Genomic DNA, 16040 nt, shown 5'->3' with positions numbered 1-16040 from the left:
AACATGTTAGCGGTAATTTTTCCAGTTGGTCGCAGAATGAGCAATATAAGAAGAAAGAACGAATGAGATGTATCAAGTTAAGTTCGCTTTTTTACATCTTTTTTGTGAGCTTCTTGGAAAAAAATGACTTAAAAAAGGATCTACATAACAAATTTCTTTAGCTATTCGTGCTTTTTTAGGATTGCAATAGGCATTATTTTGCAGGAATTTTGTTGAAGCGTGTAAGCGTAGACCCTGCCAGCACTGGGCTGAATTTAGATTAAGGCTGCTTTTTTGTTATACAATCCATGATGGTGATATTATTCCATTGAAAAACAAGGGATATTTCCGCGATGCAAAAATAAAAAGTCTTTTTATACAATATGTTGAAAAATAATTTGTACTAAAAATAGACGGGAAAAATTATGTGATCTACTTTACCCTTTTGCTCCAAGGTGTTAAATTGATCACGTTTCCGACAATCCCTTTGAAAAGTAATTTAAGTTTTTCTCTATCTGTTGGGTGCTGGGAAAATTCCCCAGGTTTGTCATTACATTCTTTCAGTCAGGCGTAACCTTTGTACCTCTATATTGAAACTTTAAAGCAAAGACTTGATGCGATAAACCAATTACGGTTGGAACGCGCGACGGCTTCTATGAGTGAAACCTTTTCGAAGGTTTACAGCTTGTTGCCGGTCTTGTTTCATTATCATCATCCAATGATGCCGGGTTATATTGAAGGCAACGTCCCTCATGGCGTCTGTTTCTTCTCGCCAGATGCAGAACAACTCAAATGGTTACAACCTTTCGAACGCTTCTTATCCACAAACAACCAAGCTAATGGTGAATTGCCAATTACAGGCATTTACTCAATGGGCAGTACCTCCTCTGTGGGGCAAAGCCACTGCTCTGATATTGATGTGTGGGTTTGTCATCCTTCTTGGTTAGATAATGAAGAAAAACGATCTTTACAGAAAAAGTGTACGCTAATTGAACAGTGGGCAGCCTCGCTGGGCATTGATGTCACCGTATTTTTAATCGATGAAAATCGTTTTCGCCATAATGCGAGTGGGCATCTTGGTGGTGAAGATTGTGGTTCCACACAACATATTTTATTGCTGGATGAGTTTTACCGTACAGCGGTACGTATGGCTGGGAAACGTCTGTTATGGACAATGGTGCCTGTTGAAGAAGAGCAACATTATGACGAATATGTCATGGGGCTGTATGCTCAAGGGGTACTGACACCGAACGAATGGCTGGATTTAGGCGGCCTCGGTGAATTGTCAGCCGCGGAATACTTTGGTGCCAGTTTGTGGCAGCTATATAAAAGCGTCGATTCCCCGTATAAAGCGGTGTTGAAAAGTATTTTGCTGGAGTCCTACTCTTGGGATTATCCGCACGGCAAGTTGTTAGCGTTGGAGTTTAAACGCCATTTACATGCCGGTGAAATCGTCTGTTATGGATTGGATTCATACTGTTTGATGTTGGAGCGCGTTACCCGTTATCTGATTGAAATTAATGATTCCACGCGTTTGGATTTAATTCGTCGCTGTTTCTATTTAAAAGTCTGTGAAAAACTTTCTGAAGATGAAGGTGACCAATGTTCCGGTTGGCGCCGTGATGTGCTGTCCCAGTTAGTGGAGTCGTGGGGATGGAGCGCCGAGCGTCTGGCGTTGTTAGATGCGCGTAGCCAGTGGAAAATTGAGCGTGTGCGTGAAGCGCATAATGAGTTGCTCGATACGATGATGCAAAGCTACCGTAACTTAATTCGATTTGCCCGTCGTAATAATTTAAGTGTTAGTGCTAGCCCACAAGATATTGGGGTATTAACCCGTAAGTTATATGCTGCGTTTGAAGCTTTACCGGGTAAAGTGACGTTAGTCAATCCACAAATTTCACCGGATCTTAGCGAAGAGCACCTGACATTTATTTATGTGCCAGAAGGGCGCGCAAATCGTAGTGGCTGGTATCTGTATAACCAAGCGCCGCAAATTGACACGATTATCGGTCATCAACCGTTAGAATATAACCGCTATTTGAATAAGCTGGTGGCATGGGCCTATTTTAATGGGTTACTGACTGAAAATACGCAAGTCCATATGCATCATGGTAAATCCCAATGTGATGAACGTAAGTTACTGGAATTAATGCATGATGTATCGAGCCATTTTCCAATAAGATTGCCTGCACCAACCCCTAAAGCACTGTATAGCCCGTGTGAAATTCGCCACTTAGCGATTATCGTTAACTTAGAAAAAGACCCGACACAGGTCTATTCTGAGCAGGTGGTGCATGTGGATTTCAGAAAACTGGATATTTTCAGTTTTGGTGAATCTCAGCAGTGTTTGATAAGCAGCATCGATCTTCTGTATCGCAATTCATGGAATGAGGTTCGTACCCTGCATTTCAGTGGTGAGCAGTGCATGCTAGAAGCGCTGAAAACTATCCTCGGTAAAATGCATCAAGATGCGGCACCACCAGAAGCGGTTGAAGTATTCTGTTATAGCGAGCATTTACGTGGGCTTATTCGTACTCGCGTACAGCAATTAGTGTCTGAATGCATTGAATTGCGCTTATCCAGTAATCGCCATGAACCTGGTCGCTTTAAGGCATTACGTATTGCAGGGCAAACATGGGGTCTGTTCTTTGAACGTTTAAACGTCTCTGTACAAAAACTCGAAAATGCCGTTGAGTTCTACGGCGCAATCTCCCATAACAAGCTGCATGGTTGGCCGGTAAAATTACAAGCAAAAGGGGATAATCATCTTCCTGCGGTTGTGGATGGCTATGCCAGTGAAGGGATTGTGCAGTTTTTCTTTGAGAATACGTCCGATAATACAGGGTTTAATATCTACGTATTGGATGAAGCGAATCGCGTGGAAATTTACTCTCATTGTGAAGGTTCCAAAGAAGAGCTGGTGCGCGATGTCAGTAAATTCTACTCTTCCTCCCATGACCGTTTTACCTACGGTGCTAACTTTATCAATTTCAATTTGCCGCAGTTTTATCAAATTGTGGAAGAAGACGGTAAAAAACAAGTTATTGTCTTCTCTGATGCCTCTTGGTCATTTACTGAAGATGAAGAGGACGATGAATATCCCTCGGCACCACAATTAAACCAGTCTGAACAGCTAGACCATTCTAAACAGCATGCTCAATACTATTAATTTTATTATGCTGATTTTTTGATGATAAAAAACAGACAGAGTAAGTTATAGACTCTGTCTGTGATTTTTGATGCGCGTGTTTAGAACGAGAATGGGAAGTGGCTTTGGAAGGTAATCGCATTGCCCAGCATGGACAAAAACTCTTGACCGGAGCGGTCACAAATCCATTTTCCATCTTTATAATCATAATGATAGCCACCCTGTTTGGTTGCTAACCAGATTTGGTGGAAGGCTTCTTGTTTGTTGATGATGATTTTGCTGCCATCTTCAAAGCTTAAGGTCATGACGCCGCCATTAATTTCACTATCAATATCCGCATCGCCATCGTAATTATCTAAATGCTCTTCAATCGAGCTGAGCAATTGCTCTGCTAACTGATGAAATTCGCTATCGTTCATGATGTATTTCCTGTTTATACTTTTATTTAGGCGAAATTATAGGGTTGAATGTGTTCAGGGGTCAAACGGCGCACATCTTACTTGTGAGATGCCATTTGAATTATTTAACGTATATAATATTAATATGTTTGATAAACAGGCGTGATTTGAAAAGCGACACCTGTTACTGTGTGAAATATCAAATTGCAAAATTTAGTCTTACAGGCGAAACATCATAATGAAAAAAAGTTTATTTGGACTTAGCGCACTTCTCGTTTTATTCACCCTTTCTGGCTGTGGCTTAAAAGGGCCGTTGTATTTTCCGCCTGAAGACAACGCAGCAGCGCCTGCTAAATCTGACGTGCAACCTAAAGCTCCAAGCAGCTCGAACCAAGAGCCTGCAGCGACCAAACAGTAAGCCTCTGTTATGGAACGTGAATTGCAGTTCTCAAAAATGCATGGCTTAGGCAATGATTTTATGGTGGTGGATGGCGTCACTCAGAACGTCTATTTTTCACCTGAACTGATTTGCCGTTTAGCGGATAGGCATACTGGCGTCGGTTTTGACCAGCTTTTACTGGTCGAAGCCCCTTATGATCCTGATCTCGATTTCCATTACCGTATTTTTAACGCAGATGGCAGTGAAGTTGCACAGTGTGGCAATGGAGCACGCTGTTTTGCACGTTTTGTCCGTTTAAAAGGTCTGACAAACAAGCAGAAAATTAAAGTGAGCACCCAATCTGGGCGTATGACTCTCACAATTAATGAAAATGATGATGTTTGTGTGAATATGGGCGAGCCTGATTTTGAACCGCAAAACGTCCCGTTTCGTGCCGTGAAAGCGGAAAAGACCTATATTATTCGAGCACAAGAACGTACAGTGTTTGCGGGTGTTGTTTCCATGGGTAACCCGCATTGTGTGGTACAAGTGGACAGCGTGCAAACCGCTGAAGTGGAGGTTTTAGGCCCTGCGTTAGAAAGCCACGAACGCTTCCCTGAACGTGCCAACATTGGTTTTATGGAAATTGTTAGCGCGGACTATATTCGCTTACGTGTTTATGAACGTGGTGCGGGGGAAACTCAAGCGTGTGGGAGTGGTGCATGTGCCGCGGTTGCCGTGGGAGTAGGACAGGGCTTATTAGCTAACCGTGTTCGTGTTGATTTACCGGGCGGTTCCCTCGATATTAGTTGGGAAGGCCCCGGATCACCGTTGTATATGACAGGGCCCGCGACCCATGTTTATGATGGAGTGATCCAAATTTAATCTTGATTGAGTGTAAAGAGGGGAATAATGGATAAGCGTGAACAAGTGCCAGAGATTGCTCAGTTAATTGATGAGCAAGATGTGGTGCAATATTTAAAACAGAACCCTTATTTCTTTATTCGCAATGTGTCTCTTGCTGAACATATCAAGGTTCCTCATGCCGTGCAGGAGGCTATCTCGCTTCCTGAATTGGTGATGAGTCGTCAACGTCAAAAAATCAAAAATCTCGAACAGGACATCCGCTTTATGGTGGAACAAGCCCATGAAAATGGGCAACTGTTCGATGAGCTTCTTTATCTCGTCATTGAAATGTCTTCCGCAAATAGCTTGCGGGAGATGCTGTTTGTGTTGAATCGCTGGGCTAAAAAGCTCGGGCTATCGGGGGCTTCTGTACGCCTGTTTAGTGATAGCTGGCGATTATCTGCACCATTGGATGCCTACGAATTGGTGCTCCCACGCCGCGTTTTTGAACCCGTACGTATTCAGCGTTTTGGGGATAACCTCAATTATCTTGGTCGACTAAATGGCCCTGAGCTCCAGCTTTTACTTCCGGATGCCCAAAATGTGGGCTCAGTGGCGATTTCGCTGTTTGGGCATCATGGGGAATCCGGTATGGTGATATTTACCAGCCGTGACCGTGAACACTATCAACATGGCATGGGCACAGTAATGCTGGAAAAAGTGGCTCAAATTCTACCGAGGTTATTATGTCAATGGATAGAACGCCTGTAGACATTCAGCCCGAAGGGCTGATGATTCAAGTGGAAGCCTTCTTGCGTTATCTCCGCGTTGAGCGCCGGTTAAGTCCGGTCACGATAACGAATTATCGCCGCCAATTAGGTTCGGTTTGCCAAATTTTAGGTGAACTGAAAGTGAGCCAATGGCAGCAACTGGATATGACGGTGGGGCGCAATATTGCCGCGAAGAGTCGTCGAACAGGCTTGCAAGCAGCGAGCATGGCATTAAGGCTTTCCGCGCTACGTAGTTTTTGTGATTGGATGGTGCAGCAAGGCGAGCTACCGGCAAATCCAGTTAAAACCATTCATGCCCCTAAAGCAAAAAAACGTCTGCCGAAAAATATGGATGTGGACGAAGTTTCCCAACTGTTGAACATGGACAGTGGCGACCCGCTCGTGGTGCGAGACAGAACCATGCTGGAAGTGATGTATGGCGCGGGATTACGTCTTTCTGAACTGGTTGGTTTGGATGTGAAGCACCTTGACCTCAATTTAGGTGAGGTTTGGGTGATGGGGAAAGGCAGCAAAGAACGCAAAATTCCCCTAGGAAAAACGGCAGTGAGCTGGCTAAAACGCTGGCTTGAAATGCGTGAATTGTACGAGCCTGTCGATGGCGCGGTATTTATTTCCACGAAAAGTGGTAAGCGTATCTCGAATCGCAATGTGCAAAAGCGGTTTGAACAGTGGGGTATCAAGCAAGCGGTGAATAGCCATATAAATCCCCATAAATTACGTCACTCTTTTGCAACTCATATTCTCGAATCAAGTGGTAATTTACGTGGGGTTCAAGAGTTATTAGGTCATGCTAATCTCTCTACTACCCAAATCTATACCCATCTTGATTTCCAACATCTCGCTAATGTTTATGATGTGGCACATCCGCGAGCGAAGAGGGAGAAATCTTAATGCACTTTTACCGTCCGTTATCACCCATCAAAGCGATGACGTTTGATTTGGATGATACGTTGTACGACAACCATCCCGTGATTGATAAAACGGAAGAAGAAGTTTTACGGTTTATTCGTGAATATGACCCGCGTTTTGATCATTTTACGAACGATGATATTTATGCATTTCGCTATCTTGTGGAAGAACAAGAGCCGGATATTCGCCATGATATTACCCGCTGGCGCTGGTTATCGTCGAAAATGATGCTGTGCCACTATGGTTATAGTAAAGAGGATGCCCTCAAAGGTGCAGACGATATTATGGCGCACTTTACCTACTGGCGTAATCAAATTCATGTCCCGCAATCCACCCATGAAACGCTAGCAAAATTAGCCGAAAAATTACCGCTGGTGGCGATTACGAATGGAAACGCAGAGCCGCAAGCCTGTGGGTTGGGGCAATATTTTCAGTTTGTATTAAAAGCTGGGCCTGATGGGCGTTCTAAGCCATGCTGCGATATGTACCATCTTGCCTCTACACGCTTGAATATCGAGCCGAGTGCCATTTTACATGTTGGGGATAATCTGCTGACAGACGTAGAAGGGGCGATTAATAGCGGTATGCAAGCTTGCTGGTTCAACGTGGATCATATGACGTTAATGGATGAGAAAGAGGGGCGCATATTGCCTCATGTGGAAATTTGTCGGTTGGATTCTCTCTTGTCATTGGTATAATCCTTTCTCTGTATAAAAATACAGTGGTGGTAATAGCCGCTACTGTCTTGCTTTGATGGTAACTATGGACGTCTCATATCTGCTCGAAGGTCTTAATGACAAACAGCGCGAAGCGGTTGCCGCCCCGCGTACTAATTTACTGGTGCTCGCAGGGGCGGGTAGTGGTAAAACACGCGTATTGGTACATCGCATTGCGTGGCTGATGTCAGTGGAGAATGCTTCTCCGTTTTCAATTATGGCCGTGACGTTTACCAACAAAGCTGCCGCAGAAATGCGTCATCGTATCAATCAGTTGGTGGGTACTAGCGAAGGCGGTATGTGGATTGGTACTTTCCATGGTCTCGCGCACCGTTTACTTCGCCAGCATTATTTGGATGCGAATCTGCCGCAAGATTTCCAAATTCTAGACAGTGATGACCAATACCGCTTGATTCGTCGTCTGCTTAAAGCCATGAATCTTGATGAGAAGCAATGGCCACCTCGTCAGGGAATGTGGTACATCAACGGCAAAAAAGATGAAGGGCTACGTCCCCAGCATGTTGAAAGCTATGGTAATCCAGTCGAAGCGACATGGCTGAAAGTCTATCAAGCTTATCAAGAAGCCTGTGATCGCGCTGGGCTGGTGGATTTTGCCGAATTACTGCTACGTGCTCATGAGCTATGGCTGAATAAACCTCATGTTCTTCAACATTATCGCGAGCGTTTTACCAATATTTTGGTAGATGAGTTTCAAGATACCAACAGCATTCAATATGCATGGATCCGCGTGTTAGCGGGTGAAACTGGCAAAGTCATGATTGTTGGCGATGATGACCAGTCAATCTATGGCTGGCGTGGCGCTCAAGTTGAAAACATTCAGCGTTTCTTGAATGATTTCCCCGGTGCACAAACTATCCGACTCGAGCAAAACTACCGTTCGACCAATAATATTTTGAAAGCGGCAAATACACTTATCGCCAATAATAGCGACCGTCTAGGTAAGAATTTATGGACGGAAGGTGGAGATGGTGAGCCAATTTCCCTTTATTGCGCTTTCAATGAGCTGGATGAAGCCCGCTATGTGGTTGGGCGGATTAAACAGTGGCATGAAAATGGGGGGGCGCTGCAAGATTGTGCCATTCTTTACCGCAGTAACGCCCAATCCCGTGTAATGGAAGAGGCGTTAATTCAAGGGGCGATGGCATACCGTATTTACGGTGGTCAACGCTTCTTTGAACGCCAAGAAATTAAAGACGCCTTATCCTATTTAAGATTAATTGCTAACCGTAACGACGACGCCTCTTTTGAGCGTGTGGTGAATACGCCGACTCGTGGGATTGGTGAGCGCACGTTGGATACCGTTCGCCAGACTGCTCGAGATCAGCAACTGACATTATGGGAAAGTTGTGAGTACTTACTTCGCGAGCAAGTTCTTGGTGGACGCGCGGCAAGCTCTATCGAGCGTTTCCTCGAGTTAATCGATGCGCTAGCTAAAGAGACCCAAGAGATGCCACTGCATGTACAAGCTGACCGAGTGATCAATGATTCTGGTTTGCGTGCCATGTATGAACAAGAAAAAGGCGAAAAAGCTCAAGCGCGAATTGAAAACTTGGAAGAGTTGGTCAACGCAACCCGCGATTTTAGCTATCAAGATGAAGACCAAGATTTGATGCCATTGCAGGCATTTTTATCCCATGCGGCATTGGAATCTGGAGATAGTCAAGCGGATGCCAGCCAAGATGCGGTGCAATTAATGACGCTGCACTCAGCAAAAGGTCTGGAATTTCCTGTCGTATTTATGGTGGGCGTGGAAGAAGGTATGTTCCCAAGCCAAATGTCGATGGATGAAAGTGGGCGCTTAGAAGAGGAGCGCCGTCTTGCCTACGTGGGGATCACCCGTGCCATGGTGAAATTGACAATTACTTATGCAGAAAGCCGCCGTTTATATGGTAAGGAAGTTTACCATCGTCCTTCACGTTTTATTGGAGAACTGCCGACGGAGTGTGTGGAGGAAGTTCGATTAAGAGCCACGGTTTCACGTCCTGTTAGCCATCAACGTCTTGGTACACCGATTAGCCAAAATGATTCTGGTTATGCGCTAGGGCAGCGAGTGATGCACCCTAAATTCGGTGAAGGCACGATTATTAATCTCGAAGGTAGTGGAGAACATTGCCGTTTACAAATTGCCTTCCAAGGGCAAGGGATTAAGTGGCTGGTAGCGTCTTATGCGCGGTTAGAAAATATTTAATTACCATCATTTAAAATAGAGTAGAAATGGCATTGTACTTTCTACTCTATTTCTTACAGCATGAAAATTGATTAATTAATTTGAGTGGAAATAATTTTTATTTGAATTTATTTTATCTATATTTTCACTTTCTAATATATTAAATGAAAATTAGTCATTCAAAAATCATTGTAATATCATTTATTTTCATTTTATTTGATGGAGAAATGATAGATGAAAATGGATTTTGACGTGAATAGTGCTAAATATGAAAGGTTACAAGGTTTATTACAAACAGTAAAAAATCGAATCGATAAGATTAAAAACATAAAGCTTTCATTAGAAAAGCAGGTAAATAAAGAGATATCTGGATATCAGTCCAATCATTCTGAATCATCGAATGTAATAGTAAATGCTTATCATATGAAAATGTTTTCGGTAGATGCAAAGTTATATTTATTCAAGGATAAATATAATCGTGTTGCGAACTCTATTTCAGAGACTAAAAATATCATCTTGAAAGATAAAGAATCATTTAATTATAGTGAACGCAATGATGCTTTTTATGTGCGAGATAATGCATTTAATCAGCATATCAATGATAGTCAACGTGAGGCGGTTCTAGACGCTAAAAGAGAGCAAGCTTTAGTGACAAAGGTATCTAAAAAACTCTCAAGTAATTATAAGCATACGTTGCCTCCATCCATTATCAGAAATATTGTGAAGCTGAATAATGAATCAGAGCATATTAATAACGCTTTAGCTGAGATTGCAGCGTTAGAAAAAGAGCTCACTCATGATTATATCCAGCAAAAACAAAATCTACTGTTCCTTGAGAAGCAGAGCTTGATGAATGGAGCGCAGAGCGAAAGTGTCTTGATTAGCGAACAAATTGCAGGATTTAAACCCGCTTATGAGAGTAATGCTTCGTCGAGTATTGATACACCAATATTAGATCAAAAACCTATCAGTCATATTAAAGGTTGCATCGGCAGAACGGCAATGTGTGGAATAACACACTAACGATATCGTCTTGTCGATTAGTTGAGGATGCTCGATGGTTATGTTGAGCATCCTTAATGAATTTCATATAGTGATCTTCATTTTCTTTAGTATCAATACGATAGATTTTACTTGAACTCCTATATTTAGAAACTTCTCCTTTTAGGATTAATCATCGATACGGTTGTTGAATCATCAAGATTTACGTTTTTTATTTTAATTTTTTCCGCTAATAAAGTATAAAATCTTACCTAATAACCATTCATAGATTCATCATGTCTATCAATCAACTTATTGATTCACTTTCCACACAGGGCTGGTATGTGTGGGACGATTTTCTGAACCTATCAGAAACTCAGGCTATTAAAAGTTGTATCCCCAATACGCTGCAAGACGCGCGTATTGGCTATCAAAACACGTTACAAGACAACAAAACGATCCGCGGCGATCAAACGGTGTGGCTTGAACCAGAAATGGGGGCGCCTGTCCTTTATTATCTGGATAAGATGGAAAGCTTGCGTCAGGAACTTAACTGTCAGTTATTCCTTGGATTACGAGACTTTGAAACCCATTTTTGTCGTTATCCTAATGGTGGATTCTATAAAAAGCATGTGGATAACTTCCGTGGGCAAGGGCGTCGTCGAGTCACCACTGTACTGTATATGAATGAGTCATGGCAGCAGGGGGATGGTGGTGAAATTGTGATGTATGACATGCAGGATAACGCGCTATTTACCTTGGAGCCATTAGCGGGCCGCATGGTCTTTTTTATGTCTGAAGATTTTCCCCATGAAGTTCTACCTACCCAAAAAAAGCGTGAAAGTATTGCCGGTTGGTTCCTGACTGAAAAAATACTGTAACCCTTTCTCGTCTATGCCGCCTCTGCAAAGGGGCGGGCTGTAAATTAATCACCTTAATAATAAAACTTGAGCTTACATATAAATAATAAGTTTGTTTTTTAAACACTCTGCCTTTATTTTAAATTTATTATCTTGGTTGGTATGAAGATAATGAATTTTATTAATTTAAATATAAATAAAGGATGAATTATATGATTAATTTAAAAGATGTATTATTAGATCTCTTTATTCAGCAAGAAGAAAAGTCACTCCATAATAAACAAGAAATAGATGAACCGCTAATTTCTGACTGTTTTAATGGCTATGAAAATGAATCGATGATGATTGAGCAAATAGCTGTATTAGATTCAACAGATGTTAGCTCGGTTGATAACAATCTGTTGAGTGCATTTGAGACAAAAACTATTAATTGTGAAATTATCCTTGGTGACCTGTATTGCTACTAGGTAGCAAATTGGGGAGCCACAGATTTATTGTGGCTTCCCATAACTTAGTTAACCCGCTTAAACTCTTTCCCAGCAAAAACTAATGCGGCATTTCCTCGTTCAATTTGATAGTGAGAAAGATGGCGCTGTTTATCTAGAGAGCTCAGTTGCTGAGACTGAAACTCACTGAGCTTCCACTGAATTAACTCTTTCGCCAGTCTCTTATTAGCATGCTGGCTACGCTCCGATTGGACTTTCACGCAGATCCCCGTCGCGACATGCTTGGCACGCACTGCAGAACAGGTTTTATTCACATGCTGACCGCCAGCTCCTTGAGATTTCGTGAATTCATATTCGATTTCACTCTCTTCTAAAGGCTGGAGAGGCGTAAACGTGGTTATGCTAATAAACCAGTTTTTACGTTTATGACGTGGTCGCAGGGGGCTTTGACATTGCCACTGAACGGTGCCACTCCACGCGTTGACCAGTTGCTCGCTCTGTTTCCCCTCTAAGGAGACTAATACGGACTTTAGCCCCTGTTTTGAGGGAAAAGATTCCAACACATCCACTTGAACATTCTGCAAAGCTGCCTCTTTTAAAAAATAGGAAAACGCTTTTGCGACAGCAATGCAGCATTCATCAGGCCCTTGAGCTGAGGAAAATTGTAATAATGCCATTAGCAATCTCCGCTCGTTTTATAAGTGATCACTGGCGCTAAGCGAGCAATAACCTGAATGATGCCGACATTTACCATGCTTTCGATAACGGTCTCAATGGATTTATAGGATTGCGGTGCTTCTTCATAAATCAATTGTTTGTTTGCACAAATAACGCGACTGCCCAATGCGGTTCGGGATAGCTGTAATGGCGTATATTTATGTGATAAACGACCTTTGCATTCCGTTCGCATCCATTTTCGCCCAGCGCCATGAGCAAGGGAATTCAAACTCAAATCACTGGCAACCGGTGCCACCAAATAACTGTAATCACCGCGAGAGCCGGGAATAACCACAAAACCTCTATCTGAAGGTGTTGCTCCTTTACGATGTAACCAGCCATCTATCCCGTCGATACGGCATGGCTCCACAAGATTATGGTTGAGGTCTAAACGTTGCTCCCCCGAAGCCTTAACTTGCTGCATCATGCGCAGTCCAATCAACTGGCGATTGATCTGCGCAAACTGTAGCGCATCTTGGTGTGCATTGAGGTAAATCTCAGCCTCAACAGATTGCTCATCCAGCCCATTATGGTTATGTTGCTCAACATGTTTGCGAAGAATGGATTGCCCCAACCCGCGCGAGCCACTGTGCACAAGCAACAACAATTTTTGTTTATCAAGACCGCTTTGCTCAAACAGTTCTTGGTTTATGATTTTATCGACGGATTGAAACTCTGCGAAATGGTTACCGCCACCGATGGAGCTGAGTGATGCCATAAAATCATGGGATTTCATGGATTCAGGAACGTGCTCATCTAGCCACTCTTGCGGGGCATGATCCGTCATTTCAGACAGCTGTTTTTCCAGCTTATCCAAGTTGACTTTGGCGCGCTTAATATCCGTCTGGAACAGGCTCATGCCACAGCCGATATCGTTACCCACCAACGCTGGGTAGAAGCGTTTAGCCGAGAAAAATGCTGCGCCAATTGGATAGCCACGCCCTGGGTGTAAGTCAGGCATGCCGACCACAGACACCATGTCGGGTAAATTAGCGGTTGTTTGTAATTGTTGGATTGCTTTACTTTCAATCCATGTAGATTCTGTCGCGATATAACGAATATGTTCGCCCACAGAATGAAGGGTATTGCCCATAAGCTATTAACTCATTTTTAATGTGAAAAATAAGGTGATTAGCAGGCAAGTTTTGAGAAGATAGCTGAACTAACGTTTAAAACGATTTTTAACGTCTAAGACTATTTCTGAGTCTGCCCGCAAAGAGTTTGATTAATTGTTGTCATGATGAACCTCCTTGCAGTGAATTGATTGAATGAATGAAAACGCGGCGGATATTAACGGGAACTTTTTTGTTTTGCAAGAGGGAAAATAAAAAAGGTGTGAAATTAATCTTTATCCTAAAGGAATTAATAAATGAGAAATTAATTATTTTCATCATAAATAAAAATGAAAAACTCAAATTTATATTTAATTCTAGATTTGAATGTTATAAAAATATTTCATTAAGATAAGCGCAAACAGGTATATTTTCGCTATTTTAACTTTGCTACTCTTTGCTGGGTGCTTGATCTTACTCAGTTCAAGCATTATTTTTGGTCTGGGAAAGAAAAAGCCCCGTTAGTGATATTCACCAACGAGGCTGCACTCCCAACCCAACAATCGGGAGTGTGCCTCTTAATAAAAGAGAGGTCAAGGAGAAATGACAAAGTATGCAATGATAGCTGTAGTTTCTATTTGCGTAACAATATTGGGTTGCTCATTTTTAATAAAGGATAGATTAAGCTATTTGCATATTGATAATGACAACTAATTCCCCACTCTTTCTTCTTTCTTATTACCGGTTGGGATATCAAGCACTCAAACTAAAGAGCCCCAATATAATTGGGGCTCTTTTTACTATTTTAACTTATTAAAAAACTACGACGCGATATGAACCGTTTTTCCGCCCACAATGGTACGGAGCACTTTCACATTTTCAATATCATCCGCAGGAATGGTAAATACGTTGCGATCCAGCACGATCATATCCGCGAATTTGCCTGCTTCGAGTGATCCTAAAACATCTTCACGATGTTGTGCATAAGCAGAATCAATCGTTGCCGAACGTAAAACCTCGATCACGGTCATATCACGGTCGTTATCCAGTCTTGGGGCTGGCTGACCATTAATGTCGCGGCCACGGCGAGTTGCGGCGACTTTCAAGTCATACCACTCGTCAAAATCATCGATTGGCCAGTCACTACCAAAGGCAACGACTGCACCTGCATCAATAAACTTAGCGATCGGCTCGAGTTGTTGGAAACGGGTTTCGCCCAGCATATTTTTCTCGAAAGCAGCCAGTTCAGGCGTTGGTGCTGCCCATTGGAATGATAAGCATGCAATGGTTTTCAGGCGCGCAAAACGGGCATAATCTTTGGCATCAACCAATTCATTGTGAGCAAGGCCTGGGCGGATATCTTTCTCTGGGTGAGCCGCACGCATTTTTTCAATGGCATCCAGCACGATAGAGACGGCGCCTTCACCGACGGTATGTAAGTGAGGATCGTAACCCGCTGCGGCGATTTTTTCGAGCAGCTCATCTAGGATTTCAGCTGTGAAATAGAGGTCGCCGTAGTTATCGGTTTCTACCCAATTTGGCGCTGAATCAGTACCTCTGTTCACGCGGTATGGCTGCAATAATGATGCAGTCATGGTTGGGTATTGCAGCACGCCATCCACAAACATTTTGATGTTCCGCAGACCGATACCCGGTGTCGGAGTCCACTCCGCTTGGTGCCATTTTTTGGCGAACGCCACGGCTTTATCGACAGCAGCCGCAACGGCAGCCACATTCGGGGTATCATCAGGCGTGATTTCGCGTGCAGCTTGGAAGCGCAAAGTGAGTTCACCACGTTGTTGAAGTTGGTGGAACGCGCTTAATTGCTGTTCAGAAACACGGGCATCCATCACCATGGTAACGCCTTGCTGATTCAATACTTTTTGGACTAATTCAGCCACTTCAACCGCTTGCTCATCACGAATAGATGGGATGCTATCCGCAGCACGCATGGCAGGTGCATCTTCTAAAATTCCGTTAAGTTCGCCATTCTCGTATTTACCGATTTTGCCATCAGGTGGCTCAGGGGTCTCTTTGGTGATCCCGAATAATTCGAGGGCGCGACTATTGGCTAAGAGGGTATGGCAGTCATTAGAGAACAACACCACTGGGCGCTTAGTATTGAGCTTGTCCATGTCTTCACGGTACATATCAATACCTGCTGGTAACATGCCTTGGCGTAACCATGCCGTGACTTTTAGCCAGTCATTTTCACCCGTGCGAGGATCTTTATCGAGGTGATCTTGCACGCGCTGTAAAATTTGGTCGATAGTCAGGGATTCGTAATTAAGATGGCAGCCGAACAGCTGAATGCCGCCCCAAAATGGGTGCATATGTCCATCAATGATCCCTGGCATCATCATCTTACCTTCAAGGTCGATGCTCTCGGTTTCTGGGCCAACATATTGGTGTAATTCATCTGAAGTCCCTGTTGCAAGAATATAACCTTCTTTCAAGGCGATAGCGTCGACAACACTATCTTGACTGTCTGCGGTATAGATATAACCGTTGAAATAAATCACATCAGCAATTTTATTATTCATCGTAAACCGTCTGTATCAGGGGCTCCTACGGAGCCAGAACCAAAAAACAATGGGGAAGATAAGCTTCCCCATAATCAACGAAAGGTA

General features: G+C 43.1%; 14 protein-coding genes. 10 read left to right on the top strand and 4 right to left on the bottom strand.

Translation table 11 applies throughout. The features are described 5' to 3' along the window. Nucleotides 1-556 precede the first annotated feature (556 nt). A complete protein-coding gene (locus tag QS795_RS16265; protein WP_286270036.1) occupies nt 557-3148 on the top strand; it encodes a class I adenylate cyclase in 2592 nt (863 codons plus the stop codon). An 80-nt stretch (nt 3149-3228) separates the two neighbouring features. Here the strand turns inward: QS795_RS16265 and cyaY are convergent, their stop codons facing one another. Next, on the bottom strand, nt 3229-3546 hold the full coding sequence (gene cyaY, locus QS795_RS16260; RefSeq protein WP_006658190.1) for an iron donor protein CyaY: 318 nt from the start codon (nt 3544-3546) through the stop codon (nt 3229-3231). 217 nt (nt 3547-3763) lie between these two features. On the opposite strand from cyaY, the gene lptM reads away from it, so the two are divergent. The 9 genes from lptM to QS795_RS16215 all read left to right on the top strand — a co-directional run bounded on the left by lptM (nt 3764) and on the right by QS795_RS16215 (nt 11662). Beyond that, on the top strand, nt 3764-3943 hold the full coding sequence (gene lptM, locus QS795_RS16255) for an LPS translocon maturation chaperone LptM (RefSeq protein WP_036948849.1): 180 nt from the start codon (nt 3764-3766) through the stop codon (nt 3941-3943). Nucleotides 3944-3964: 21 nt separating this feature from the next. Then, nucleotides 3965-4789, top strand: a complete 825-nt coding sequence (gene dapF / locus QS795_RS16250) for a diaminopimelate epimerase (protein WP_181478845.1) — start codon at nt 3965-3967, stop codon at nt 4787-4789. 27 nt (nt 4790-4816) lie between these two features. Continuing rightward, a complete protein-coding gene (locus tag QS795_RS16245; protein ID WP_154603078.1) occupies nt 4817-5521 on the top strand; it encodes a DUF484 family protein in 705 nt (234 codons plus the stop codon). Then, a complete protein-coding gene (xerC, locus tag QS795_RS16240) occupies nt 5503-6432 on the top strand; it encodes a tyrosine recombinase XerC (protein ID WP_286270033.1) in 930 nt (309 codons plus the stop codon). Before QS795_RS16245 ends, xerC begins: the two co-directional genes overlap by 19 nt. After that, entirely contained in the window at nt 6432-7148 is a 717-nt protein-coding gene (yigB, locus tag QS795_RS16235; RefSeq protein ID WP_181477687.1) for a 5-amino-6-(5-phospho-D-ribitylamino)uracil phosphatase YigB, read from the top strand. The genes xerC and yigB overlap by 1 nt, the downstream gene beginning before the upstream one ends. 64 nt (nt 7149-7212) lie before the next feature. Beyond that, on the top strand, nt 7213-9375 hold the full coding sequence (uvrD, locus tag QS795_RS16230; RefSeq protein WP_286270032.1) for a DNA helicase II: 2163 nt from the start codon (nt 7213-7215) through the stop codon (nt 9373-9375). A 213-nt stretch (nt 9376-9588) separates the two neighbouring features. Next, nucleotides 9589-10377: a hypothetical protein gene (locus QS795_RS16225; protein WP_286270030.1), complete on the top strand. Its 789-nt coding sequence runs from the start codon at nt 9589-9591 to the stop codon at nt 10375-10377. Nucleotides 10378-10631: 254 nt separating this feature from the next. Continuing rightward, nucleotides 10632-11216, top strand: coding sequence for a 2OG-Fe(II) oxygenase (locus QS795_RS16220; protein ID WP_286270028.1), 585 nt, complete (start codon nt 10632-10634; stop codon nt 11214-11216). Nucleotides 11217-11407: 191 nt separating this feature from the next. Then, on the top strand, nt 11408-11662 hold the full coding sequence (locus QS795_RS16215; RefSeq protein ID WP_286270027.1) for a hypothetical protein: 255 nt from the start codon (nt 11408-11410) through the stop codon (nt 11660-11662). A 44-nt stretch (nt 11663-11706) separates the two neighbouring features. Here QS795_RS16215 and prfH read toward each other — a convergent pair whose 3' ends face one another. From prfH to QS795_RS16200, 3 genes are all read right to left on the bottom strand, one after another. After that, the gene (gene prfH / locus QS795_RS16210; RefSeq protein WP_286270024.1) at nt 11707-12318 is read right to left on the bottom strand and encodes a peptide chain release factor H; all 612 of its coding nucleotides are present in this window, start codon (nt 12316-12318) and stop codon (nt 11707-11709) included. Continuing rightward, nucleotides 12318-13451, bottom strand: a complete 1134-nt coding sequence (locus QS795_RS16205; RefSeq protein WP_286270023.1) for an RNA ligase RtcB family protein — start codon at nt 13449-13451, stop codon at nt 12318-12320. The genes prfH and QS795_RS16205 overlap by 1 nt, the downstream gene beginning before the upstream one ends. 780 nt (nt 13452-14231) lie before the next feature. Further along, nucleotides 14232-15953 carry an amidohydrolase gene (locus QS795_RS16200; RefSeq protein ID WP_286270020.1) on the bottom strand — a complete coding sequence of 574 codons (1722 nt, stop codon included), beginning with the start codon at nt 15951-15953 and terminating at the stop codon, nt 14232-14234. Nucleotides 15954-16040: the final 87 nt, after the last annotated feature.

The sequence above is a fragment of the Providencia zhijiangensis genome (assembly GCF_030315915.2).
Lineage (GTDB): Bacteria > Pseudomonadota > Gammaproteobacteria > Enterobacterales > Enterobacteriaceae > Providencia > Providencia zhijiangensis.
Note: the sequence above shows the minus strand (reverse complement) of the source record. Positions and strands in the feature narration are given on the sequence as shown.